Source organism: Undibacterium sp. CY21W (assembly GCF_014284265.1).
Lineage (GTDB): Bacteria > Pseudomonadota > Gammaproteobacteria > Burkholderiales > Burkholderiaceae_D > Undibacterium > Undibacterium aquatile.
Genome location: NZ_JACOGE010000001.1, coordinates 87,673 through 111,137, shown reverse-complemented (window position 1 = coordinate 111,137; position 23,465 = coordinate 87,673). Strand labels below are relative to the sequence as shown.

Annotated in this window: 20 protein-coding genes; 10 read left to right on the top strand and 10 right to left on the bottom strand. The window is 50.7% G+C overall.

Translation table 11 applies throughout. From position 1 onward, the window contains the following. Window positions 1-63: 63 nt before the first annotated feature. The 8 genes from H8K29_RS00500 to H8K29_RS00465 all read right to left on the bottom strand — a co-directional run bounded on the left by H8K29_RS00500 (window position 64) and on the right by H8K29_RS00465 (window position 9,635). Entirely contained in the window at window positions 64-1,044 is a 981-nt protein-coding gene (locus H8K29_RS00500; RefSeq protein WP_186895971.1) for a branched-chain amino acid ABC transporter permease, read from the bottom strand. An 11-nt stretch (window positions 1,045-1,055) separates the two neighbouring features. Further along, on the bottom strand, window positions 1,056-1,940 hold the full coding sequence (locus H8K29_RS00495) for a branched-chain amino acid ABC transporter permease (RefSeq protein WP_186884100.1): 885 nt from the start codon (window positions 1,938-1,940) through the stop codon (window positions 1,056-1,058). A 194-nt stretch (window positions 1,941-2,134) separates the two neighbouring features. After that, window positions 2,135-3,346, bottom strand: a complete 1,212-nt coding sequence (locus H8K29_RS00490) for an ABC transporter substrate-binding protein (RefSeq protein WP_186895970.1) — start codon at window positions 3,344-3,346, stop codon at window positions 2,135-2,137. 69 nt (window positions 3,347-3,415) lie between these two features. Beyond that, window positions 3,416-4,150, bottom strand: coding sequence for an ABC transporter ATP-binding protein (locus tag H8K29_RS00485; RefSeq protein WP_186895969.1), 735 nt, complete (start codon window positions 4,148-4,150; stop codon window positions 3,416-3,418). After that, on the bottom strand, window positions 4,147-4,920 hold the full coding sequence (locus H8K29_RS00480) for an ABC transporter ATP-binding protein (protein ID WP_186895968.1): 774 nt from the start codon (window positions 4,918-4,920) through the stop codon (window positions 4,147-4,149). Before H8K29_RS00480 ends, H8K29_RS00485 begins: the two co-directional genes overlap by 4 nt. A 294-nt stretch (window positions 4,921-5,214) precedes the next feature. Continuing rightward, a complete protein-coding gene (locus tag H8K29_RS00475) occupies window positions 5,215-6,876 on the bottom strand; it encodes a GMC family oxidoreductase (protein WP_186895967.1) in 1,662 nt (553 codons plus the stop codon). A gap of 12 nt (window positions 6,877-6,888) precedes the next feature. Next, window positions 6,889-7,950 (bottom strand): nitronate monooxygenase family protein, encoded by a 1,062-nt coding sequence (locus H8K29_RS00470; protein WP_186895966.1) that lies wholly within the window; start codon window positions 7,948-7,950, stop codon window positions 6,889-6,891. 188 nt (window positions 7,951-8,138) lie between these two features. Beyond that, window positions 8,139-9,635: a CoA-acylating methylmalonate-semialdehyde dehydrogenase gene (locus tag H8K29_RS00465; protein ID WP_186884106.1), complete on the bottom strand. Its 1,497-nt coding sequence runs from the start codon at window positions 9,633-9,635 to the stop codon at window positions 8,139-8,141. A gap of 170 nt (window positions 9,636-9,805) precedes the next feature. On the opposite strand from H8K29_RS00465, the gene H8K29_RS00460 reads away from it, so the two are divergent. The 4 genes from H8K29_RS00460 (at window position 9,806) to H8K29_RS00445 (ending at window position 12,429) form a co-directional block, all read left to right on the top strand. Continuing rightward, the gene (locus H8K29_RS00460; protein WP_186895965.1) at window positions 9,806-10,699 is read left to right on the top strand and encodes a LysR family transcriptional regulator; all 894 of its coding nucleotides are present in this window, start codon (window positions 9,806-9,808) and stop codon (window positions 10,697-10,699) included. 257 nt (window positions 10,700-10,956) lie between these two features. After that, window positions 10,957-11,643, top strand: coding sequence for an ABC transporter substrate-binding protein (locus H8K29_RS00455; protein WP_186895964.1), 687 nt, complete (start codon window positions 10,957-10,959; stop codon window positions 11,641-11,643). Then, entirely contained in the window at window positions 11,643-11,906 is a 264-nt protein-coding gene (locus H8K29_RS00450; protein ID WP_186884109.1) for a hypothetical protein, read from the top strand. The genes H8K29_RS00455 and H8K29_RS00450 overlap by 1 nt, the downstream gene beginning before the upstream one ends. An 82-nt stretch (window positions 11,907-11,988) precedes the next feature. Continuing rightward, entirely contained in the window at window positions 11,989-12,429 is a 441-nt protein-coding gene (locus H8K29_RS00445) for an FKBP-type peptidyl-prolyl cis-trans isomerase (RefSeq protein ID WP_186895963.1), read from the top strand. 41 nt (window positions 12,430-12,470) lie between these two features. Here H8K29_RS00445 and H8K29_RS00440 read toward each other — a convergent pair whose 3' ends face one another. Next, complete coding sequence (locus tag H8K29_RS00440; RefSeq protein WP_186884111.1) at window positions 12,471-12,740, bottom strand: hypothetical protein; 270 nt, start codon at window positions 12,738-12,740, stop codon at window positions 12,471-12,473. Between the two features lie 112 nt (window positions 12,741-12,852). On the opposite strand from H8K29_RS00440, the gene glpK reads away from it, so the two are divergent. The 6 genes from glpK to H8K29_RS00410 all read left to right on the top strand — a co-directional run bounded on the left by glpK (window position 12,853) and on the right by H8K29_RS00410 (window position 19,639). Further along, the gene (gene glpK, locus H8K29_RS00435; RefSeq protein WP_186895962.1) at window positions 12,853-14,322 is read left to right on the top strand and encodes a glycerol kinase GlpK; all 1,470 of its coding nucleotides are present in this window, start codon (window positions 12,853-12,855) and stop codon (window positions 14,320-14,322) included. A gap of 208 nt (window positions 14,323-14,530) precedes the next feature. Then, entirely contained in the window at window positions 14,531-14,929 is a 399-nt protein-coding gene (locus tag H8K29_RS00430; RefSeq protein WP_186895961.1) for a hypothetical protein, read from the top strand. A gap of 125 nt (window positions 14,930-15,054) precedes the next feature. Then, a complete protein-coding gene (locus H8K29_RS00425; RefSeq protein WP_186895960.1) occupies window positions 15,055-16,269 on the top strand; it encodes a DUF3419 family protein in 1,215 nt (404 codons plus the stop codon). 13 nt (window positions 16,270-16,282) lie between these two features. Then, the gene (locus H8K29_RS00420) at window positions 16,283-17,362 is read left to right on the top strand and encodes a hypothetical protein (RefSeq protein WP_186895959.1); all 1,080 of its coding nucleotides are present in this window, start codon (window positions 16,283-16,285) and stop codon (window positions 17,360-17,362) included. Between the two features lie 1,015 nt (window positions 17,363-18,377). Beyond that, window positions 18,378-18,905 carry a DUF2059 domain-containing protein gene (locus H8K29_RS00415; protein ID WP_186895958.1) on the top strand — a complete coding sequence of 176 codons (528 nt, stop codon included), beginning with the start codon at window positions 18,378-18,380 and terminating at the stop codon, window positions 18,903-18,905. Between the two features lie 263 nt (window positions 18,906-19,168). Further along, on the top strand, window positions 19,169-19,639 hold the full coding sequence (locus H8K29_RS00410; RefSeq protein WP_186895957.1) for a GNAT family N-acetyltransferase: 471 nt from the start codon (window positions 19,169-19,171) through the stop codon (window positions 19,637-19,639). Between the two features lie 155 nt (window positions 19,640-19,794). Here H8K29_RS00410 and putA read toward each other — a convergent pair whose 3' ends face one another. Then, window positions 19,795-23,454, bottom strand: coding sequence for a trifunctional transcriptional regulator/proline dehydrogenase/L-glutamate gamma-semialdehyde dehydrogenase (gene putA / locus H8K29_RS00405; protein WP_186895956.1), 3,660 nt, complete (start codon window positions 23,452-23,454; stop codon window positions 19,795-19,797). Between the last annotated feature and the right edge of the window lie 11 nt (window positions 23,455-23,465).

Sequence of the window (23,465 nt, the reverse complement as noted above, 5' to 3'; positions counted from 1 at the left end):
TCATAAATGAAATACCCCGCTTTTGCGGGGTATTTTTTACGGCAGGACAAAATCTGAACTAGCTCAACTCAGTTTCGCTTTACGTACGCGCTGTAGCCGGTCACTCAACTCACCGACAATTCCTTTACGGAACGCCAGTACGCAGACAATAAAAATCAGCCCTGTCACGATCGTGACGGAATCACCAAGATTACGGAACCAGTCAAGCGTCGTCCAGTCCGCCAGCAGATTACCGAGGTCACCGAGTTTATTCTCCAGCGCGATGATAATGATGGCGCCGACAATCGGGCCCACCAAGGTACCTAAACCGCCCACCAGGGTCATTAACACCACGAGGCCTGACATTGTCCAGTGCACGTCCGTCAGCGTCTCAAAACCGAGTACCAGCGTTTTAGTCGCGCCGGCTAATCCGGCAAGTGCTGCAGACAAGACGAAGGCCACCAGTTTGTACTTATCCACATCGTAACCAAGCGAAACGGCACGTGGTTCGTTTTCTTTCACCGCTTTCAATACATGACCGAAAGGAGAATGAATCGCCCGCACCACCACGGCGAAACCGGCAATCGCAATTGCCAGCACCACGTAATACAAACTCAGATCCGATGTCAGATCCAGGCTCCCCAGTAATTTCCCGCGTGGAACGCCTTGCAAGCCATCCTCGCCACCAGTGAACTTCGCTTGCAGAAACACGAAGTACAACATTTGCGCCAGCGCCAGTGTGATCATGGTGAAGTAAATCCCCTGCCGCCGTATCGCCAGAGCGCCCATCACCAAACCTATCAGGGCTGCTGCAAGTACACCAAGCACAATACCCAGTTCCATCGGCAAGCCAGCATCACGGATCGCCCAGCCAGCGATGTAACCGGCGCCGCCGAAGAAAGCCGCATGACCAAACGACAGCAAGCCGGTAAAACCGATCAGTAAATTAAAAGCGCAGGCAAACAAAGCAAAGCACAACAACTTCATCAGAAACACGGGATAGACATAAAACGGTGCTGCCAGCAATACGGCAAGTGCAATGCCATAGCCAATTTTTTTATTCATAGAAGCTCCGATTATTTTTCTTTACCGAACAGACCAGCGGGACGAATCATCAGCACGATCGCCATCACGATGAAGACAACGGTGGCGGACAATTCCGGGTAAAACACGCGTGTCAGACCTTCGATAATTCCGAGCGCGAGACCCGTCAGTATGGAACCGAGAATCGAGCCCATGCCACCAATCACCACGACCGCAAAAACGGTAATGATCAGATTCGAACCCATCAGCGGCGACACCTGAATCACTGGTGCTGCCAGCACGCCGGCAAACGCGGCGAGCGCGACACCGAAGCCGTAAGTCAGCGTCACCATCAACGGCACATTCACACCGAAAGCTTCGACCAGTTTCGGGTTTTCCGTACCAGCACGCAGATAAGCACCAAGCTTGGTTTTCTCAATCACAAACCAGGTTGCAAAACACACGGTCAGCGAAGCGATCACCACCCATGCACGATAGTTAGGCAGGATCATGAAGCCAAGATTCGTCGCCCCCATCAATGCATCCGGTACTGAGTAGGGTTGCCCGGAAACGCCATAGACCGAACGGAAGACTCCTTCCAGCATCAGCGTGATACCAAAGGTCAGCAACAATCCGTACAGATGATCGAGCTTATACAGCCAGCGCAGCATCGTCTTTTCTATGATGATGCCAAATAAGCCGACCAACACCGGAGCCAGAATCAGCATCACCCAATAATTGATGCCAAAATAATTCATGCCCATCCAGGCCAGGAATGCGCCCATCATGTACAGCGCACCATGCGCAAAATTAATCACATTCAGCAAGCCAAAAATGACTGCCAGTCCGAGAGACAGCATCGCGTAAAACGAGCCATTGACCAAGCCCAGCAACAGCTGGCTCAGCATCGCCTGAAGCGGAATACCAAATATTTCCATGGCACTCTTTAGAAAATAACCCGCAAAACCGGCGGGCAGATGTCAGGAAAAGGATGTATTTCAACGTCGCTAAATCATTGCCAGGCAGCGCCAACGTACATCCAGCTTACGTATCAATTTATGTATCAATTTAGAGTCAATACAAACAGCGTGAACTTCCCTGCGCCAAGGACAGGAGCAGGGAAATCAGTGCATTATTTCCACAGAGCGCACTTGGATTCGGCTTTCGTCGTGAAGGCCTGTTCACCTGGAATAGTCTGCGCCACTTTGTAGTAATCCCAAGGCTCTTTTGATTCGGCTGGCGACTTCACCTGCATCAGATACATATCGTGAATCATGCTGCCGTCAGCGCGGATGTAGCCATTTTTCGCATAGATATCGTTGATCTTGGCGGCCTTCAGTTTCGCCATCACTTTATCGGTGTCGTCGGAACCAGCGGCCTTGACTGCGTTCAGATATTGCAAGGTTGCGGAATAATCAGCCGCTTGCAAACTCGATGGCATCTTTTTCATTTTTTCAAAATAACGACGCGACCATTTACGTGCTTCATCATTCTGATTCCAGTACCAGCTGTCCGTCAGATACATGCCACTCGTCAGGTTCAGTCCCAGAGAGTGAATATCGTTAATAAACATCAGCAGACCAGCGAGCTTCATGGTTTTGGTGACACCGAATTCATTCGCTGCTTTAATCGCATTGATCGTATCGCCACCGGCGTTAGCCAGTCCCAGAATCTGGGCTTTCGACGCCTGTGCCTGCAACAGGAATGAAGAAAAATCAGACGCGGATAATGGATGTTTGACCGATCCGGAAACACTGCCACCAGCGGCTTTCACAACGCTGGACGTATCACTTTCCAGCGATGCACCAAATGCATAATCGGCAGTCAGGAAATACCAGCTTTTGCCGCCCTGTTTAACTACCGCTGAACCGGTTCCCTTGGCCAGCGCGACGGTATCGTAAGCGTAGTGAATTGTGTTTGGTGTGCATTCTTCGTTGGTCAGACGTGCAGTACCGGCGCCGATAGAGATGAACACTTTTTTCTTTTCTGCAGCCACTTTCGACATCGATAAAGAAGTGCCGGAATTAGTACCACCGATCAGCATATCCACACCATCACGGTCAAACCACTCGCGTGCACGGCTTGCCGCAATATCCGCTTTATTCTGATGATCCGCCGTTACAAGCACGATCTTTTTACCGAGCACAGTGCCGCCGAAATCAGCGATGGCCATTCTGATCGCTTCCGCACCGCCGTTACCGTCGATATCAGAATACAAGCCGGAAATATCTGTGACGAAACCAATCTTGACGACGTCGCCCGATACCTGAGCGCTGGCCGTCCCTGCGAAAGCCACGAGTGCAGCACTGACAGCCAGACTGGCAATTTTAAATTTTGTATTCATTTGTCTTCTCCTATCGTTTTTATAAACGCCCACGCCATTGCTATGGCTGCAGGAACCACCACCATCAATTTACACGCCCAACAACTCATTCAACACAGGCATTTTTTCCTGCAATTGCGAGGCTGCAAAAGTCTCGACAATCTGTCCATGTTCCATCACATAAAACCGATCCGCCAATGGGGCTGCGAAACGGAAATTCTGCTCCACCATCACGATGGTGTAACCCTTCGCCTTCAGGGTGGTAATCATGCGTGCCAAAGCCTGCACAATCACCGGTGCCAGACCTTCGGAAATTTCGTCCAGCAATAACAAACGCGCCCCGGTACGCAGAATGCGGGCGACTGCCAGCATCTGTTGTTCACCACCGGACAGACGCGTACCCTGACTGTTTTTACGTTCAACCAGATTAGGAAACATGTCGTAAATTTCTTCCACCGACATGCCTTGCGCATCACGCGAAACCAGCGGTGGCAACATCAGATTTTCTTCTGTGGATAAGGAAGAAAATATCCCGCGTTCTTCAGGGCAATAGCCAACACCAAGATGCGCGACTTTATGCGTCGGTAAATGGATGGCTTCGACACCGTTGATTTTGATCGAGCCTTTGCGGGCGCCTGTCAGCCCCATGATCGCGCGCATCGTTGTCGTGCGGCCTGCGCCATTCCGACCAAGCAAGGTCACGACCTCGCCCTGATTCACTACCAGGTTCACATCATGCAAAATATGCGACTCACCATACCAGGCTTGCAGATGCGAAATCTCCAGCGCTGGGTTTGTTCCGGCTTGATTCGTTGAAACACTCATGCGTGCGCTCCTTCCAATTCGCCGCTGGTGCTTCCCATGTAGGCTTCCATGACTTTAGGATTTTTCGATACTTCAGCATAAGTGCCTTCGGCCAGCATCGCACCGCGTTGCAACACAGAAATTTTGTCGCAGATACCGGACACCACACTCATATTGTGTTCGACCATCAGAATGGTGCGCCCTGCCGATACTTTTTTGATCAGCTCGGTAACACGATGTACGTCTTCATGCCCCATTCCTTGCGTTGGTTCATCGAGCAACATCATCTCTGGCTCCATCGCCAGCGTCGTCGCAATTTCCAAAGCGCGTTTGCGGCCATACGGCAGATCCACGGTCATGGTATCGGCAAATTCAGTCAGATCGACTTCAGCCAGCAACTGCATCGCACGATCATTCAGGTTACTGAGGCTATTCGCGCTTTTCCAGAAATGAAACGACGTGCCGAGGCTGCGTTGCAAACCTATACGCACATTTTCCAACACGGTCATGTGCGGGAAAACAGCAGAAATCTGAAATGAGCGGATGATGCCCTGGCGTGAAATCTGTGCTGGCTTCGCAGACGTGATATCACGCCCGTTAAACAGAATTTCACCGGATGTCGGTACCAGGAATTTGGTCAATAAATTAAAACAGGTGGTTTTACCGGCACCATTCGGCCCGATCAGCGCGTGGATATGCCCACGCTGCACCTGCAAATTCACTTCGCTTACGGCAGTGAAGCCCTTGAACTCTTTGGTCAAGCGCTTAGTCTCGAGGATGACATTGGTCATCGCGTCTCCTTATTGTCTTGCTTCAGGCCCTCTTTGGGGATCCAGTTTTTTTAACATGACAAACTTACTGTTCGTGCAGTAAGTATTTATTATTTTTTATTCAAAAAGCACCTGTCACCATCTCTGATGTTGCCGCAGTTCAACGCATTGAAGCGTTATGCCATGCGACTTCCGACAAATACAGTACTGGCGTTTCTTTGAATTTTTGATAGTACCTATCAAACGGATTTTTCAACAATACGGTATAACTACTGTACGTAGTTTCACGCAAGCTGACATAAAAATAAAGTTCGTTTATCGTTCTCCGGACAAAATAGACCGCGCCGCTTTTTCAGCGATCATGACAGTCGGTGAATTGGTATTACCTGAAGTGATTGTCGGCATCACAGAAGCATCTGCCACCCGCAGCCCGGCGATCCCTATGACGCGTAAATCGCTGTCGACAACTGCACTGGTATCATCACGCCGTCCCATCTTGCAAGTACCGACCGGATGAAAAATTGTCGTGCCGATATCACCAGCCGCTTTCGCCAATTCTTCTTCCGTGCGGAATTGCGCACCGGGTTTCATTTCTTCCGGCTGATATTTTTTCAACGCAGGCGCCGCAACGATCTTGCGTGTCAGCGTCAGCGAGTCCGCCGCAATCTTACGGTCTTCATTCGTACTCAGATAATTCGGTACGATTTTTGGTGCTGCTAAAGGGTCAGCACCGGTAATTCTGACGTAGCCGCGCGACGTTGGGCGCAGGTTACAGACACTCGCGGTAAACGCCGGAAAATCATGCAAAGGATCACCGAATTTTTCCAGCGATAAAGGTTGTACGTGGTATTGCAGATTCGGTGTTGTCTGCGACGCATCAGAGCGGGTAAAAGCGCCCAGTTGTGACGGTGCCATCGACATCGGGCCACTCTGGAATAACGCATATTCGAGACCAATACGTGCCTTGCCCAGCAAACTGTTGGCCATCTTGTTCAGTGTTTTCGCACCCGTAATTTTGAAGGCAGAACGGATCTGCAAATGATCCTGCAAATTACCACCAACTCCTGCCAAATCGTGGACAACAGACACACCGGCTTGCTGCAATTGGCTGCCGTCGCCGATCCCGGAATACTGCAAAATCGCGGGTGATCCTATCGCGCCTGCGGCCAGCACGGTTTCCTGAACCGAATCAGCAAACCACTCACGACCGCCGCCAATAAATTCGACGCCGGTACAACGTTTACCGTGTTCATCGTCAACAATGCGCAGACGCCGGACCTGGCAGCCGGTCATGATCGTCAGGTTGCCGCGTGTTGCGGCAGGCTTCAGAAAAGCTTTCGATGCATTCCAGCGTATGCCGCGTTTCTGGTTCACATCAAAATAGCCACAGCCTTCGTTATTGCCGCGATTAAAGTCGTCGGTTTTTGGGATGCCGACTTCTGCTGCCGCATCGCGAAATGCATCCAGAATTTCCCACGACAAGCGCTGCTTTTCTACGCGCCATTCACCACCCTGACCATGAAATTCCGCATCGCCGCTGTAATGATCTTCGCTCTTTTTAAACAGTGGCAACACCTGATCCCAGCGCCAGCTATCGTCCCCGGTCAGCGCCGCCCATTCATCGTAATCACGCTGCTGACCGCGCATATAAATCATGCCGTTAATCGATGAACAACCACCCAGCACTTTGCCACGCGGATAGATCAGGCTGCGCCCATTCAGACCCGGTTCGGCTTCGGTGCGCAGCATCCAGTCCGTGCGTGGATTATTAATGCAATACAGATAGCCAACCGGAATATGTATCCAGACATAATCGTCTTTACCACCAGCTTCGAGCAACAACACGCGCTTTTCCGGGTTCTTCGACAAACGATTCGCCAATACACAGCCGGCAGTACCGGCACCGATCACGATGTAATCAAACTGTCCTGCGGATTGTGCTGATGAATTTGCTGATGATTGTAATGTTGATCCCATGTATTTTTTTCCTTAGCTTTTGCGGGAAGCTGTCTGCATTTCCTGCACCAGCGTGGCGACCAGATCTGCGGCATTGACATCACGGGCGCGGGCAACGCCCTGCCCACACCACAGCGACATGAATTCGGTTTTGCTTTCTTTCGCCGCTGCCGAGCGTATCGCTCCGGTCAGGGCGTTTTGCACAGGGTACGCTGGCACCTGATCTGCCACGGATTCCATCAGTTGCATGAAACGGTTATCCAGACCACGCGCAAAACGGCCGGAAAACGCGCGGGTCTGACGGGTGGTAGCACTGGTGTCGCTGGTCGCTGCCAGTAAACGCTGTTTGTAAGCGGGATGAATCCCAGACTCTTTCGTGGTCAGGAATGCCGTTCCCATCTGTACCCATTGCGCGCCGGCAGCAAGAGCAGCAGCGATATCCGCACCGTCCATGATGCCGCCCGCAACGATCAGCGGAATCTGTATCTGCGGGCGGCAAACGGCAAGCAATTCTGCGGTGCTCAGCGTTGCGTCCTGCTGCGCCCCGATGAAAGTGCCGCGATGTCCGCCAGCCTCCGTGCCCTGCAGGCAAATCGCATCGGCACCGATCGCTTGCCAAACGATGGCTTCCGCCAGATTGGTGGCGGTACCGATCACCAGTATCCCGGCCTCATGCAGACGTTGTACCTGGCTGCCATGCAAAACATCGAAAGTAAAACTGGCGACGGCTGGTCGTGCGGTGATCAAAGCATCTAATTGCGCTTCAAAATCCTCGCACCACCGGGTCGGTGTCGGCAAGGTGGTCCAGCCTAATTCGGCGCACACCGGTTGCAGCAATAATTTGGCCGCCTCTATCTGAGCAAAATCGACTTGCGGGCGCGTCTGTACAAACAGATTGATGGCAAATGGTTTATCCGTCAGGCGACGAATATGTTCGGCTTGCTCAATGATCGCCAGCGGCGTCAGCAAAGGCGCTGCGAGAGAGCCCAGCGCACCGGCTTCCGATACTGCTGCCACCAGTTCCGGCGTCGTCGCGCCGCCTGCCATCGGCGCCTGGATAATCGGGTACTGGCATAAGGTGTTGATCGTCAACATAATGTGGTTCTTTCACATACTGGGGAGGAGTATGAGTTACTGCACCCGTTATCCCCTTTATTTATAAGGACATCAGATGCAAACTGAAAGATACTCCCCCATCCCGCAGAGGCCATCTGGGTGCGGAGGGTTATTCGGGCTGCTCCCGGCAAGTCTTTACAACATCAACGCACCGGGAGCAGAGGAAATTACTTCGCTACCGGCATCGTGAATTCAGCACCTTTGCCTATGCTGTCTGGCCAGCGCTGCATCACAGATTTGTAGCGGGTGTAGAAGCGTATGCCTTCTTCGCCATACGCATGCTGATCACCAAATAAAGAACGTTTCCAGCCGCCGAATGAATGCCATGCCATAGGCACAGGAATAGGCACGTTAATGCCGACCATCCCGACCTGAATACGGCGTGAAAATTCGCGTGCCGTGTTGCCATCGGAAGTGAACAAGGACACGCCATTACCGAATTCATGGCGGTTGATCAGCTCAACGGCCGACGCAAAATCCGGCACGCGGATGATGCACAACACCGGCCCGAAAATTTCTTCGCGATGAATTTTCATGCCTTCTTTGACGTGGTCAAACAGTGTGCCGCCGAGGAAGAAACCGCCTTCATGACCAGGTACAGAAAAGCCGCGTCCATCGACCAGCAATTGCGCACCTTCAGCCACACCATCGGCAATATAGCCTTCGATTTTTGCCTTGTGCACCGCTGTTACGACCGGCCCCATTTCGGCGTCGGCTTCCATACCGTTTTTAATAATCAGCGTTTTAACGCGGGGCACCAGTGCGGCCACCAGTTTATCGGCCACATCACCGACCGCCACCGCCACTGAAATCGCCATGCAACGTTCACCGGCGGAACCATACGCCGCGCCCATCAGGGCATCGACGGCCTGATCCAGATTCGCATCCGGCATCACAACCAGATGATTTTTAGCACCGCCGAGCGCCTGTACGCGTTTGCCCAGACGCGTGCCTTCGCTGTAAATATATTCAGCAATCGGCGTCGAACCAACGAATGAAACAGCGGACACATCAGGATGCTGCAGCAAGCCATCCACCGCGACTTTATCGCCTTGCAATACGCCGAACACGCCGTCTGGTAAGCCCGCTTTTTTCAACAGATCAGCAATCAGCAATGCGCAGGAAGGATCGCGCTCAGAAGGTTTCAGAATAAACGTGTTGCCAGTCGCAATCGCCAGCGGCGCCATCCACATCGGTACCATGAAAGGGAAATTAAACGGCGTAATACCGGCAGTCACACCGAGCGGCTGACGCAGGTTGTAATTATCGATGCCACCGCCGATGTTGTCGGAAAACTGGGTTTTCAACAGTTGCGGCATACCGCAGGCGAATTCAACGATTTCAATACCACGGGTGACTTCGCCCATCGCATCCGACAAGACCTTGCCATGTTCACGCGTGATCAGCGCGGCGATTTCTTTATGATGCTGATCCAGCAGTTCTTTGAATTTGAACATAATGCGTGCACGCTTGAGTGGCGCAGTCTCCGCCCACGCTGGCGCTGCCGCTTTCGCCGCAGCCACCACCGCATTCACCTCGTCCAGATTCGCCAGCACCACTTGCGCCACAACCGCGCCGGTCGCCGGATTAAACACGTCCTGCTGACGGCCACTGGCCGAGCTTACTACCTGGCCATTCATAAAATGCTGTATCAACGATGTCATAAGAAACCCTTAGTCAGAAATGGAAGTTCGATAGCAGATTAATGGACTACTCATAGCAAATCCAATTAATTATTTTCAATAGCAATATAAGACATGCTTATAATATTCAAAAAAATTCTGCGTGCCAGTGTTATCAACACCAGTTTATATCCCACGCTGATGGAGACAACATGGATTTCACTCAATTACGCGCTTTTGTGACCGTCGCCAGAGAAGGTAATCTGACCCGTGCCGCCGAGCGTCTGCATGTCACACAACCCGCCGTCAGCCTGCAAATCAAAGCATTGCAGGAAAGCCTGAATTTGCAACTGTTCAGCCGCAGTGCCAGCGGCATGACGCTGACAAATGATGGTGCAAAATTGCTTCCGTATGCAGAACGGGTCTTAAGTTGCCTCGTTGAATTTCGTCAGGCATCAAATTCCTTGCACTCCACGCTGAGCGGTGAACTGGCGATAGGAACGATACTCGACCCTGAGTTCACCCGCCTCGGTGCGTTTCTGAAACGGCTGGTAGAAACTTATCCACAGTTATCCACACGACTGCAACAGGGAATGTCCGGCTCGGTGTTACAGCAAATCCGCGCTGGCAGTCTGGATGTCGGCTTTTATATCGGCGAAGCCCCCGATGACGGTAAAACGCCGGTTTACAGTGTGGGGCTGACTAATTTTACTTATCGCGTGGTCGCACCCAGCGGCTGGAATAAGCGTGTACTCGGTCAGAGCTGGCAAAGCCTCGCGCAATTACCATGGATATGGACACCGGCAGAATCGGCTCACAATCGTCTGTTGACGAAAATCTTTGCTGAACTCAATCTGACGCCCAATAAAGTCGCGCTTGTCGATCAGGAACCTTCGATGCTGGATCTGGTGAAATCGGGTGTCGGCCTGAGCCTGATCCGCGATGCGATTGCGATACGGGAAGCGCACGCACATGGTTTAGTCATCGCCGACGCCGTCAGCGTTGAAACGCAACTTTGTATTATTTGTCAGGAAAAACGGAAAAACGAAGCGATGATCGCCGCCAGTTTTGAATTGATCAAACAGTGCTGGCAATTATTAATTTAGCTTTTTCAACAGAACCGACGACAACAGAAACAAGCAAAAAAATTTGCTGTCGCCCTCGCTTTTTCCCAGATCAAATTCACGTTGTATTTGCAGCTTTTATTGTCATTCTCAACATCAATTTTTTGTCGCAGACGTATACAATCCGGACTACCGCAAATAAAAATAAATCTCGATGCCGGTAGTTCCTGTAAGCCGCACTGAAAGTACATGCTTTGAAAGCCCAGACTCTTATTATTCTCTCCGCCGGTCTTACCTCTATGCCCTCGATTGCACTGGCTGAGAATCTGCATTTGCTGATACAGGAATACGCACCGTTCTCGTATACCGAAGCGAAAACGGGAGAAATCCGCGGTTTCGTCACCGACAAAATTATAGAAATCATGAAGCGGGCAGGTGAAACCGCAGACATCAGCAGCACCTCACTCGCACGCGGGCTGAACGCGACTCTGAATGACGATAACACTTGCCTGTTCGCCTTTCGTCGTACGCCTGAACGAGAAAATTTATTCAAATGGGTAGGCCCGCTCACCAATGATAACTGGGTTCTGTACGGGCGGAAAAACGATAGCCGCGTATTAAAGAAATTTGAAGATGCCAAACCTTACTCTATCGGTTCCTACAAAAATGCAGCGACCGGCCTACAGCTGACAGAGCAGGGTTATCGCATCGCTTTCGCCAGCGAAGACGATGACAATCCGCGTTTACTCGTCAACAAACGCATCGATTACTGGGTGGTTTCCGAATTACATGGCATGTCATTGGCACAACAACTGGGTTTTGCCAATGACATCGTGCGCGCTGCCCGCTACAAAAACATCGAACTCAATATGTTGTGTAATATCCGCATGGATAAACAACGCATTGATCTCTTTAACAAAATCAATCGCGAATTAGATAACGACGGCACGATGGAAAAACTGATGCGTAAATATGGAATCCGCTGATGGCACGCTCGACGAAAGCAAGTAATGCAGTGCAAAGACTGAAAGACCGTAGCAACGGCACCGCCTATTCTATGGTCAGCATGGCCGATGGTCGTTTTTTTCTGACGCGCTCCAACGGCACCAACACGCCAGACGTATTACATGAGCCGCTGGAAATCGATGCCTTCGTCGCCTACGTCAATTCTCTCGAAAAACAGGCGCCGAAAAAAGTCAGCAAGCTCGATCTGGCGTTTGAGCAGAAATTACAAAATTCAAAAAAATAATTAATCGCCGTGGCGCGCATATCGAGAGCCGGTTGATTTTCTCGATTGCAGTCATGGCTTACTCAAAAAGGATGTTTTAGTGATGAAATCTCGTCTGCTTGTTGCTGCATTCGGTTTGTCTGTTCTTTTAACTGGCAATATTGCCACTGCACAAATGCAAAGTGATACCACAACAGTCGGTAACAGGTTGCAAAAAATCGACGTTAAAACCGGGACCGGACAAGAAATTGCAGCAGGAAATAATGTCCTGGTACATTACACCGGCTGGCTGCATGATCCTCTCGCTGCGAAAGAACATGGAACACAGTTTGACAGTTCTTCCGGCAGACCACTGTTCAGTTTTACAGTCGGTGCCGGCAAGGTTATTAAAGGCTGGGATCAGGGAGTTGTCGGCATGAAAGTCGGCGGTAAACGTACCCTGATTATTCCGCCGGAACTGGCGTATGGCGCGCGCGGTGCGGGTGGCGTCATTCCCCCGAATGCGACCCTGATTTTTGACGTGGAATTAGTCGGAATAAGGTAAAAAAAGCCAGCTATGCTGGCGCTTATCCTGGCTGAACGATTTTATTCCCGATCGCTGGTTTGTCGGGGTTCCGACTGCGGTGGATCGAATGTATACACCGCATAAAAAAAACAAGAAACCACCAGCACGGTGGCCAGCGTACCGATAAAAAACAAGGGTTCTAAACCCTGGGGGAAAACAAACTGGTACCAGTTAACCAGGCCAGACAATACCATCGCGGCGAAAGACAAATTCATTAACAAACGCGACCGACGCAAAGTCGCCACCGCAAATAACAGCATCACCAATAAAGATAATGAAAAGCTGATCATTCCCGCCACAATCTGACCTTTTGTTTTTTATATTATTAGCAAAATAACATAATGGTTTTGTCTCAGCCAAAGTTTTACATCTTTTTTCAATTTCCACACAGCAGGATCATCGATGGCTTATTTGCTCGCACTTGACCAGGGAACGTCCAGTTCACGCAGTATTATTTTCGATGAACAGGGTCAGATCGTTGCCTCGGCACAGCAAGAATTCCGTCAGATATTTCCGCAGCCGGGTTGGGTCGAACATGATGCCAATGAAATCTGGCAAAGTCAGTTTGTCACCTGCCAGCAAGCCATGCGTAACGCCAGTTTACAGGCAAATGACATCGCCGCCATCGGCATCACGAATCAGCGCGAAACCACGGTGTTATGGGATAAAAAAACTGGCCAGCCTTTATACAATGCAATTGTCTGGCAAGACCGCCGCACTGCCGCGTATTGCGAAGAGCTGCGCTCACAGGGTTATGCTGAAAAAATTCAGGCAAAAACCGGGCTGATACTCGATCCGTATTTTTCGGCCAGCAAACTCAAATGGCTGCTCGATCACATTCCCGGCGCACGGCAGCGGGCGGCACGCGGCGAACTGGCATTCGGCACCATAGATACCTGGCTGGCGTGGCAACTCAGCGAAGGCAAGCTGCATGTGACCGATATCACGAATGCCTCGCGCACCATGCTGCTGAATATTCATCAGGGACAATGGGATCAGGAATTACTTGATCTGTTTGATATTCCGGCTGCGGTGTTACCCGAAGTGTCGCCATCCAGCCATGTGTTTGGGACATGTGGCTTGCTCGGCAGCGCCATTCCCATCGCTGGTATTGCCGGTGATCAGCAAGCCGCGCTGTTCGGGCAGGCGTGTTTTACACCCGGCATGGCAAAGAATACCTATGGCACCGGTTGTTTCATGCTGATGCACACCGGCGCCCAAGTTGCGACATCGCACAATGGTTTAATCAGCACGAGTGCTTGTCAGACGGGCGTCACCAGCCAATATGCGCTTGAAGGCAGCGTCTTTATTGGGGGAGCCGTTGTGCAATGGCTACGCGATGGGCTGCAGGCGATACAGCATTCCACCGACGTCGAACAACTCGCCAGCAGCGTGCCGGATTCTGGCGGCGTGGTCTTTGTGCCCTCATTTACCGGACTTGGCGCACCGTACTGGGTGGCCGATGCCAAAGCCGCGATTGTCGGTCTGAGCCGTGGCAGCACGGTTGCCCATATTGCCCGGGCAGCACTTGAATCCATTGCGTTTCAAAGCACCGCCGTGTTGCTGGCGATGGTGAAGGATGCGGTATCCCCGATCACAGAATTGCGCGTCGATGGCGGCGCAGCAGCCAATAATCTGTTACTGCAATTTCAGGCAAATTTACTCGGCATTCCCGTCATCCGGCCAAAAGTAACGGAAACCACGGCTCTGGGCGCGGCTTATCTGGCCGGGCTCGGGGTCGGTATTTTTGCGAATCAGGATGAATGCGCGGCAACCTGGAGAATGGACAGACAATTTATCCCGACCATGAGCCGCGCGCAGGCACAAGCGCTGATGGCTGAATGGGAAGTCGCCGTCGGTCGGGTACGCTGAGCATCACAGTCTTCACCCGCAACGCCGATAGCATCACCATTAACACGGTTTATGGATAAAATGCAGGCTGGTTCGTGATCGGCAATGACGATGAACGAACCAGAACTGCCTTCGTTTTGCGAAACACAGCGAAGCTTCACCTGCGATTGACGCGGCATTTGATGCTCAGCGTTTTATATTTTTCTGTACTTTTTACTGCTCTCCACTCATGAAACTCAAGTGCGCTCTGGTTCTGGCAATGCAATTATTCAGCGTCTCAGTCTTTGCTGCTGATACCACGCCATCAGCGCCACCGGCACCAACGTCACCATCAGTAGCACCATCCGTCTCGCAATCGGTGTTCGTCGTCGCGCCGGAAGATTTACCAAAACAAACGACCGGTGTCGTCATCGACACACCGAAAATGCCTGAACCGGAAAAGAAAAAAGAATCTGCCCCTATCACTGCTGCACAAGTCTGGTCTGGCCCGGTACCACTGTCGGGTGGTTTGTTTTTTCTGGTCGCATCGATGCCTGTCTTAGCCTCACTCTATTTCGCGTATCAGTTGTATCTGTTCATCGTTGCCCGTCGCCGTCGCTTATCTATCCGGCATAGCAAAGAAAACTGAGCCCGCCGTTGGCGAAACACTGCTACCGCTGTTCGTTTTTCACCAAAACTTCATCTGTTTGTCACCAGCCTGTCACCTGCCCGGCCTACAGTCTCCATTATCAATAACGATAATCGGAGAACAATATGTCCAGCAAAGCACTGATCGCCAGCGCGGTGTTTAACTCGACGACCCAGGGTCGTAAAGGCGTCGCTGACAAACTGTTCGCGCACTGGTTCAGCCGCCTTGTCCATGCGCAGATCTGGGAAGACCCGCAAGCCGATCTGCATGCGCTGCAATTACGTCCCGGTGCCAACATCGTCACGATTTCTTCCGGCGGTTGTAACGCGCTGGCGTATTTATCTGCCGAACCGGCAGCTGTGCACGCGGTTGATCTGAACGCCGCGCATCTGGCGATGCTCAACATCAAACAGACCGCGATCAAACATCTGCCCGATTATGATGCCGTGCTGGCGTATCTCGGTGACGCGAATCATGCCGATAATCTGAAACGGTATAAACGTCATATCCGCCAGCATTTATCCGAAGATGCGAGTAGCTTCTGGGAAAGCCGCACCATCACAGGCAAGCCTCGCTATCACTACTTTACCGATCAGGCATATCAACACGGTTTGCTTGGCCGCTTCATCAGCTTCGCCCACGGCTTTGTCAGATTGATGGGCGGCGACATGAGCAAAATGCTCGAAGCTCGCAGCGTGCAGGAACAACGCGATATATTCGACCATTACATTGCCCCGGTATTTGATACAGGCTTGTTCAAACTGCTGGCCCAACAGCCGCTGGCGCTGTATAGCCTGGGTGTACCACTCTCGCAGTTCGCGGCGTTGAAAAAAGATGCTGGAGAAGGATTACATGTCTTATTCAAAGAAAGAATGCGGCATTTATCCTGCGATTTTCCACTGGATCAGAATTGTTTCGCGCAACAGGCATTTGGCCGACGCTATGACATACGGCGTCAGGCCGCTTTGCCCATGTATCTGCAACAAGCGCATTTTTTCAGCCTGCGCCGCAATATCGACCGCCTGCATGCGCATCATCTGACGATGACCGATTTCCTGCGTACCCAGCCACGTGCTTCAATGGATGCCTATGTTTTCCTCGATGCACAAGATTGGATGGATCAATCACAACTCATCAGTCTGTGGGAAGAAGTCAACCGCACTGCTGCCCCCGGTGCCAGAGTCGTGTTCCGTACCGCGGGTCAGTCATCGCCATTGGAACCGGCATTACCAAGCACATTGTTATCCACATGGCATACCGATACCGGACATAACCGTGCTTTGCACGCGATTGACCGTTCGGCCATTTACGGCGGCATGCATCTCTATCAAAAAACCTGAGTCTTTTCCTGATTTGAATAATTCCATCCCACCGCGTCTGGTGGCTGATGCCCTCTGGTTGCTGACCGCACGTTCGCGCGGTGGCAATCACTGGGTCAGTAATACCCATTGCCAGATCCAGACCATAGAATTTGGTGGCCACAGCCATCCCGTCAGCTTGCTTGAACACAGCAATTGGCAAGAATGCGCCGCGTCCAGCCCGCGTTCGGCTTGGCTGCGTGCCAACCGCTACCGTCTGACACAGTCGGCTTCCGCCACCGCCCGCATAGCTGATGCCCTGTCATGTCTGGTCTATGGGCCGTTATCGGCACTCATGCACACCGGCAAGCTGGATCAGGCTGCCCTGGTTGCCAATTACCTGCTGCCGACCAGCCTTTATCCGGCCTGGGGGGCAGACGATATCCGGCTGATGACAGAACGATTGCAGACAGCACATCCGCAACGTCCGCTGATGATGCAACATCTCAGCTCTGAAGTCTGTCCGCAACTGATGCAACATCTGCGTAATCTGGGTTGGAAAATGATACCGACACGTCGCATCTTTCTGTCGGATCCGCAGCAAACCCATCCAACCAGTTTCTGGCCTGACGCTGATGTCGAGATTGTCGGTCAGGATCAGCTCAGCAATAGCGATCTGCATGCATTGCATGCGCTGTATCAACTGCATAAGCGATCTAACGTCGGGCAAACAAACCATCTGCAGACAAATTTCAGTCTGGCATTTTTTGAATTATGTCTGGAAACCGGCTTTGTTGAACTGACTGGCCTGCGCTGGCAAGGACACTGGGTCGGCATCCTGGGAACTTATACACAAACAGACAGCGACTGGCTCACCGCCCCATTGATGGCGTGGGATTACAACTTACCTGTGTCAGTAAAACCGGAACACCTGCTACATGACTTATTCATCCGGGAAGCACAGCAAAAACAATTGCGCCTGCACTGCGGTACTGAGCAGAAAATCGCTCCCGACCACAGTCATAGTGCGATTGAATATACCGCCATTTACGATCAACACTTGCCAACTACTCAGAAAATCGCCAACCGGTGGTTCTCTGCGCTGTTTCAGCAATGTGTTTATCGTCCTTCATAATCAATCTGTATCAATCAACAGCACGACATCGCCGTTTTACTGAATACCGGAATAAAAATAAAGACAACACTTGCAAGCATTCAAGCTCAACGCCGAGCCTATAAAACCATAACAAGCGCAAAAATTAACGCCGAATCAGAGTTAAAACCCTGTGGATAAGGCTTTGCATATCCACAGTATCGTTTGGGGAAAACCGTCAGACTTTTCCCCAGGTTTTTATTTATCCCAAAACTGTCATCAAACGATACAAGGCTTATCAGAACAGATATACAGTCACTAAGTCTTTGTTTATGTGAATAAATAAGGACTTATCCACAAAATATCGCGCCGTTAACTATCACTACTATGTATATATAAACTAAGTTATATAAGTAAACCGGTTTTGAATATCTTTCAAAATTTCAGATCATCGCAAACCACAAACAGATTTAAATTTAAAAATTTTTAAATCTGATCCTGTTTCAACTCAATTTAAAAAAGATCAGCAATCCATCTAGAAAGAACGCCTGATTTTTTTTAAACGTCGAAAAAAATGAATAACAGCATGTTGAAAAGCCGGTTCTTTTACCCACAAAAGCTGTATGCCAGTGGAAAACAAGATTATTGCAGACCATTTTTTTATCAAAACAGCCGCAAAAAGACAGAAAAGCCACGTTTTTTGAAAATATTTTTGTGGATAAGCGCACTGATATCCACTGCATACATTGTGCGTAAACAAGTAAATGCTGATCAGATACTTTTCTATCCCAATTTTGTCCTGTGGATATACAGACTTTTTGCACCGCCTTATCAATTGCTTAAATAATTGATTCTGTGGACGTTTACTGACTTATCCACAGCAAATGAATGGCGTTAACAACTACTACTATTTATATACAAAGTTATTATCTTTAAAGGTATCCACAGGCAAAAAAAGCGAAATCCCCACAAGCAAAAATTTCCTTTAGAATCCGTTACTTAGAAATCCAGCACCGCATTACGGCGGGTTCTTCGTCTTTTTCTTCTGGGGATATTCATGAAACTTTGGCATACCTTGTCGCTTAGCCTGACACTCAGTCTTTTTGTGGCAACCGCTCACGCTGCTGCACCGACCGATGCGTCCATCAAAGAGTTATTGCAGGCAACGCAGAGCAAAGAATTGCTGCAATCGGTTCAATCGCAAATTGACAATATGACCGCCGGCATCATGCGTGACGCTGCCAGCAGTACGAAAATCGATGAAGAAAAGCAAAAAGCGCTGGATAAATTCCGCGAAAAGATGATTGCGATTCAAAAAGAAGAACTTTCCTGGGAAAAAATGGAACCAATGCTGATCAGCATCTATGCCAGCTCGCTGACGCAGGAAGACGTTGATGGCATTACAGCATTTTATAAATCACCTGCTGGCAAAGCCTACGTGCAAAAAATTCCGGCCATCATGCAGCAAACCATGGCGCAAATGCAGGCAAAATTAAAGCCGATGGCTGAAAAAGTGAAACAGGCTCAAAAAGAATTAAACGAAGAATTTGCGAATATCGATAAAAAGAAAAAAGCATTAAAATGATTTATCTTTATTTAAAATTATTTTAATTTTCATTAAATGTCGTTAATTTTTTTTTAATTCATTTTTCTGCTGATGCCAAAAAAATCTTCATCAGAAAAAAATCCCCGATTTGTTCCAGTTTTTAATGCATTTCGGGGGAGTATCATTAATTTCGGCTCTAATCTCAGCGTCAACATTGGGCTTTAAAATATACTCCCCCCAGTATTTTTTATCGCTAAAAGCTGATTTTGGCCGTTGAAATACGCTTATTTCGCTGACAATTTATGTATTTACGATCTCTCGATGCTGCCGACGCGACACACATTGCAGGCCTCTGGCTGACGGGAGCAGCAGAAAGTGGAAAAACAGAAGCCGCTTATTTACCGCAAGTATCTCAGCCAGCCTATGCGGCGACGCTCGCGGGCGATCTGGCCTCTGAGGCTTGTATAGGCTGGGGGATCTTTGACGCCGCCACAGCAAGCTTACTGGCCTATCTGACGGCAAAAATAACCACCCCCGAAGCTGAATTTAAGCAAGTTCCGTATTTATACCTGTTGGATCTGGATGTGCATCCACAACAGCGGCGGCGCGGACTTGGCGCAAAACTGATTGCCGCTGCCAGAGCGTATGCAGAGACGCAGAAACTTGGCAGTATCGAAGTCAATTGGCTCAGCGAAGACGCGCAGGCATCTGCATTCTGGCTTAGCCAGGGATTTGGACAATTTCTGGTACGTGGACGCTATCGCATATCCTGAGACTGCCTGCGCCGCTCAAAACGTCACCGGCCGCGTATTTGCAAAGCAAAAAGCAAAGTAGAAAGCAAAGCACTGCACAAAATCCTAAGCAAATGCAGCGCAAAAAAAAAGCCCGCACATCAGCGGGCTTTTTGCAAATGATGATCAGGCCGCAATCAGCTCGCCATCGCCATCAGGCTGGCATTACCGCCAGCTGCTGTCGTGTTGATGCATAAAGCCCGCTCTGCGACCAAACGCCAGAGTGGAATCTCAGCGGCATGTGTTGTCTCGATCACGGATGCAATCGCCCCGTCAAGCGCCGCAAAGACGGGTTTGTAAATATTCAGCAAGCTGCTTTCGACCAATGCAATCTGCGCGCCGCAGTCCTGCACTTCAGCGCTGATGATCTGCTGCCGCAGTTCTGCCGGAAAACTGGCTGGCAACAGCATCAATGCCTGTTGTGGCAGGACCGCTGTGTTACCGGTCGCGAGTGTCGCTGCAAGCTGATTCAACAGGCACGGCAGGCTGCTGGCCGCACAATAGATACGACCACGCGGTACAAACGATAAAGTATTGCGTTCGCCTGTTGGACCAGGCAGCACTTGCGTGATCTTATATGGCGTCTGATGGCTGTATTGATCGCCGAGATTGCCCAGTTCCTGCATGTGCTGGGTTTTCGCCCATACGAGTAAGGTGCTCAGCGCAGCAGGTTCTTGTCGCTCATAGACGGTGTGGCCGCCAAGGCTGATATCCGGTGTGCGTTGCAGACGTTTCAGATACAGCGGACCACCGGCTTTCGGGCCTGTGCCGGATTTACCTTCGCCGCCAAACGGTTGCACGCCGACGACTGCACCGACGATATTACGATTCACATAAATATTGCCGACGTGAGCGCGGCTGGTGATGAAATTAATTGTTTCATCAATCCGTGAATGCACACCCAGCGTCAGGCCAAAGCCTGTGCCATTGATCTGATCAATCAGTTCGGACAATTGATCGCGGCGGAAGCGCAAAATATGCAGTACCGGACCGAATACTTCTTTTTGCAGTTCGGCCAGATTGCTGATTTCTATAACCGTTGGTGGGATAAAGGTGCCTTGCTGGCAGCTTTCCGGCAGTGTCAGGCTGAATACCGATTTGCCCAGGCCACGCATTGCATCGATGTGCCGTTGTAAATTGTTTTGCGCTTCTGCATCAATGACGGGGCCGATATCGGTCGCGAGGCGATCAGTCTGACCGATACGCAACTCCAGCATCGCACCATGCAGCATTTCTATCGTTTTGTCAGCGATATCTTCTTGCAGACACAAAATACGCAGTGCTGAACAACGCTGACCTGCACTGTCAAAGGCAGAGGTCAAGACATCGTTGACGACTTGTTCAGGCAGAGCGCTGCTATCGACGATCATCGCATTTTGGCCGCCGGTCTCTGCGATCAGCGGTATATCGATGCCTTCAGCGACAGCGCGTTTGCTGAGGGTGCGGTTGATGATCTGTGCGACTTCGGTTGAACCTGTAAAAATAACACCTTTGACGCGGGCATCTGCAACCAGTTGCGCACCGACGACTTCGCCAGTCCCAGGCAAAAATTGTAATGCTGCACGCGGGATGCCTGCTTCGTGCAACAGCTGTATTGCGCGATACGCAATCAAAGGCGTTTGCTCAGCTGGCTTCGCCAACACCACATTACCCGCCGCCAGAGCTGCGCTGACTTCACCGATAAAAATCGCCAACGGGAAATTCCACGGGCTGATACAAACTACCGGCCCGAGCGCTTTGGTATCGGCGTGTGATTCGACCTGCGCTGCGTAATAGCGTAAAAAGTCGACCGCTTCACGCACTTCTGCAATCGCATTCGGCAGCGATTTTCCCGCTTCGCGTATGGCGAGTGCCATGAATTCAGGAGTATTTGCTTCCAGTAAATCAGCTGCTTTTTTCAGGCTGGCCGCACGGATCGATGGGGCAGTCGTTTGCCATTCCAGTGCGTAGTGTTCTGCTGTGTACAAGGCTTGTTGCACGTCTTGCGTATTGGCTTCAATCACCGCACCGACGGTATCAGACAGACAGGCCGGGTTGCGTACATCGCGCTGTTCGATGGCGCTGCTGTCACTGGCTAATAATGGCGTGGCAACGATGAACTGGCTGGCGGCGCTGTTGAATTCTTTCGATATTTCCTGCAGCGTAATTTCATTAGAAAAATCCAGACCGGCAGAATTCTGACGTTCATGACCAAACAATTCGCGCGGTAAGGCGATGCCTGCATGTGGCTTGCCACCGAGTCCGCGCGCAATCGCAATCGGATCCGCGATCAGTGACTTAATCGACACGCTTTCATCGACGATCTGATTCACAAACGACGAGTTGGCGCCGTTTTCCAGCAAGCGACGCACCAGGTAGGCGAGTAAAGTCTGATGCGAACCCACCGGTGCATAGATACGACAAGGCTTATTCAGCTTATCTTTACCGACAACCTGATCGTATAAAGTTTCACCCATACCGTGCAGACACTGAAATTCATAATCCGTCACACCCGCTTCTTTTGCCCAGGTATAAATTGTCGCCAGCGTCAGTGCGTTGTGCGTGGCGAACTGAGGATAAATCACATCGGTCGCCGCCAGCAAACGTTGCGCACAGGTCAGATAGGATAAGTCGGTATACACTTTACGTGTGTAGACCGGAAAATCACTCATGCCATCGACTTGCGCACGTTTGATTTCGGCATCCCAGTAAGCGCCTTTCACCAGACGCACCATAAATTTACTGCCGCTGCGGCGCGCCAGATCAATCAGATAATCAATCGCATACGGGCAGCGTTTCTGATAACCCTGCACCACGTAGCCTATACCTTCAAAGCCTTTCAGGTCGGGATCGAACGCCAGTGCTTCCATCAGATCGAGCGATAATTCCAGCCTGTCGGTTTCTTCCGCATCGATGTTCAGGCCGATGTTGTAGTGCTTTGCCAGCAGCAATAAATTTTTCAGCAGCGGCAATAATTCCGTCATCGTGCGCTCGCGTTGTGCACGTGAGTAACGCGGATGCAAGGCTGACAATTTCACCGAAATACCCGGGCCATCTTTGATGCCGCGACCATTTGAGGCTTTACCGATCGCGTGGATCGCGGTTTCGTAAGACTGATAATAATAGGCTGCATCTTTGGCGGTCAGTGCTGCTTCACCCAGCATGTCATACGAATAGCGGTAACCGCGTTTTTCATTTTCCTGACTGTTTTTCAGCGCTTCTTCTATGGTTTGACCAGTGACAAACTGATTGCCGAGCATACGCATGGCGAGATCCACACCTTTACGGATCAAGGGCTCGCCGCCTTTGGCGATCAGACGCGTCAACGCAGCCCCCAGGCCTTGTTCGCTATTGGTGGCCACTAGTTTTCCTGTCACCAGCAAACCCCAGGTCGCAGCATTGACGAACATCGACGGTGATTCGCCCAGATGTTTTGCCCAGTCGCCTTTACTGATTTTGTCCGCGATCAGGCGATCTGCGGTCTGATGGTCAGGGATGCGCAACAGCGCTTCGGCCAGACACATCAGTGCGACACCTTCTTCGGATGACAAAGAAAATTCATGCATCAGCGCATCGACACCGGAAGCGCGCGTGCGTTGCTGACGTACTGAGCTGACTAATTTTTGCGCAAGTTCTGCAACATTATTTTGTAACGAGGGGTAAGAATTAACTTGTGACAGCAGATACTGCACAGCCTCGGTTTCATTGCGACGGTAAGCGTTGGTAATTGCATTTCTGAGTGGGCTGATATTTACTAACAGCTCGGCATGCAGTGCCGCAAACGGGGATGTAGATGTAGTCACAGAGGTCACAGTCATATAGAAATAAT

What these genes read in the sequence shown, in the direction of transcription:
- H8K29_RS00410 (WP_186895957.1), top strand. Translation starts at nt 19,169, where the DNA reads ATGTATTTACGATCTCTCGATGCTGCCGACGCGACACACATTGCAGGC.
- H8K29_RS00460 (WP_186895965.1), top strand. Translation starts at nt 9,806, where the DNA reads ATGGATTTCACTCAATTACGCGCTTTTGTGACCGTCGCCAGAGAAGGT.
- H8K29_RS00425 (WP_186895960.1), top strand. Translation starts at nt 15,055, where the DNA reads ATGTCCAGCAAAGCACTGATCGCCAGCGCGGTGTTTAACTCGACGACC.
- H8K29_RS00450 (WP_186884109.1), top strand. Translation starts at nt 11,643, where the DNA reads ATGGCACGCTCGACGAAAGCAAGTAATGCAGTGCAAAGACTGAAAGAC.
- H8K29_RS00465 (WP_186884106.1), bottom strand. Translation starts at nt 9,635, where the DNA reads ATGACATCGTTGATACAGCATTTTATGAATGGCCAGGTAGTAAGCTCG.
- H8K29_RS00415 (WP_186895958.1), top strand. Translation starts at nt 18,378, where the DNA reads ATGAAACTTTGGCATACCTTGTCGCTTAGCCTGACACTCAGTCTTTTT.
- H8K29_RS00430 (WP_186895961.1), top strand. Translation starts at nt 14,531, where the DNA reads ATGAAACTCAAGTGCGCTCTGGTTCTGGCAATGCAATTATTCAGCGTC.
- H8K29_RS00500 (WP_186895971.1), bottom strand. Translation starts at nt 1,044, where the DNA reads ATGAATAAAAAAATTGGCTATGGCATTGCACTTGCCGTATTGCTGGCA.
- H8K29_RS00475 (WP_186895967.1), bottom strand. Translation starts at nt 6,876, where the DNA reads ATGGGATCAACATTACAATCATCAGCAAATTCATCAGCACAATCCGCA.
- H8K29_RS00455 (WP_186895964.1), top strand. Translation starts at nt 10,957, where the DNA reads ATGCCCTCGATTGCACTGGCTGAGAATCTGCATTTGCTGATACAGGAA.
- glpK (WP_186895962.1), top strand. Translation starts at nt 12,853, where the DNA reads ATGGCTTATTTGCTCGCACTTGACCAGGGAACGTCCAGTTCACGCAGT.
- H8K29_RS00485 (WP_186895969.1), bottom strand. Translation starts at nt 4,150, where the DNA reads ATGAGTGTTTCAACGAATCAAGCCGGAACAAACCCAGCGCTGGAGATT.
- H8K29_RS00490 (WP_186895970.1), bottom strand. Translation starts at nt 3,346, where the DNA reads ATGAATACAAAATTTAAAATTGCCAGTCTGGCTGTCAGTGCTGCACTC.
- H8K29_RS00495 (WP_186884100.1), bottom strand. Translation starts at nt 1,940, where the DNA reads ATGGAAATATTTGGTATTCCGCTTCAGGCGATGCTGAGCCAGCTGTTG.
- H8K29_RS00445 (WP_186895963.1), top strand. Translation starts at nt 11,989, where the DNA reads ATGAAATCTCGTCTGCTTGTTGCTGCATTCGGTTTGTCTGTTCTTTTA.
- putA (WP_186895956.1), bottom strand. Translation starts at nt 23,454, where the DNA reads ATGACTGTGACCTCTGTGACTACATCTACATCCCCGTTTGCGGCACTG.
- H8K29_RS00480 (WP_186895968.1), bottom strand. Translation starts at nt 4,920, where the DNA reads ATGACCAATGTCATCCTCGAGACTAAGCGCTTGACCAAAGAGTTCAAG.
- H8K29_RS00470 (WP_186895966.1), bottom strand. Translation starts at nt 7,950, where the DNA reads ATGTTGACGATCAACACCTTATGCCAGTACCCGATTATCCAGGCGCCG.
- H8K29_RS00440 (WP_186884111.1), bottom strand. Translation starts at nt 12,740, where the DNA reads ATGATCAGCTTTTCATTATCTTTATTGGTGATGCTGTTATTTGCGGTG.